Raw genomic sequence first — 581 nt, 5'->3', positions numbered from 1 at the left:
AAGGCGGCTTTGAACTGGCTCATAACAGCTTCTTCGACACCATCACCATCAATACTGGTGAGAAAACGCAAGATCTGTACACAAAAGCACTCGCAGCAGACATCAACCTACGCGCCCTACCTGGCAAACTAGGCATTAGCTTAGACGAAACAACAACCGTTGCAGACGTCGAAGCTTTGTTTGCTGTCTTTGGCGTAAAAGAAGACGTTACCACACTATCTACGGAAATCGCTGGTAACGAGTTTGCCGCCATTCCAGAAGCGCTACGTCGCACTTCAGAATACCTAACACACCCAGTGTTCAACACTTACCACAGCGAAACGCAGATGATGCGTTACCTAAAACAGCTTGAAAACAAAGACTTCTCGCTAACGCACGGCATGATCCCACTGGGCAGCTGTACGATGAAGCTAAACGCAGCGGCAGAAATGATCCCAATCACTTGGCCTGAATTTGGTTCTATCCACCCATTTGCACCAGCAGAACAAGCGGCGGGCTATGCAGCGCTAGCGAAAGATCTAAAAGAGAAGCTTTGTGAAATCACAGGCTACGACGCATTCTCACTACAGCCAAACTCCGGC

General features: G+C 48.9%; 1 pseudogene. It reads left to right on the top strand.

Features of this window, described 5'->3' with window-relative positions:
- Positions 1 to 581 (top strand): annotated as a pseudogene (locus tag R8O11_RS29775) (glycine dehydrogenase (aminomethyl-transferring)); the annotation flags it as partial.

The organism is Vibrio sp. 1288 (genome assembly GCF_033344475.1).
This window is presented reverse-complemented; position numbering and strand designations above follow the sequence as displayed.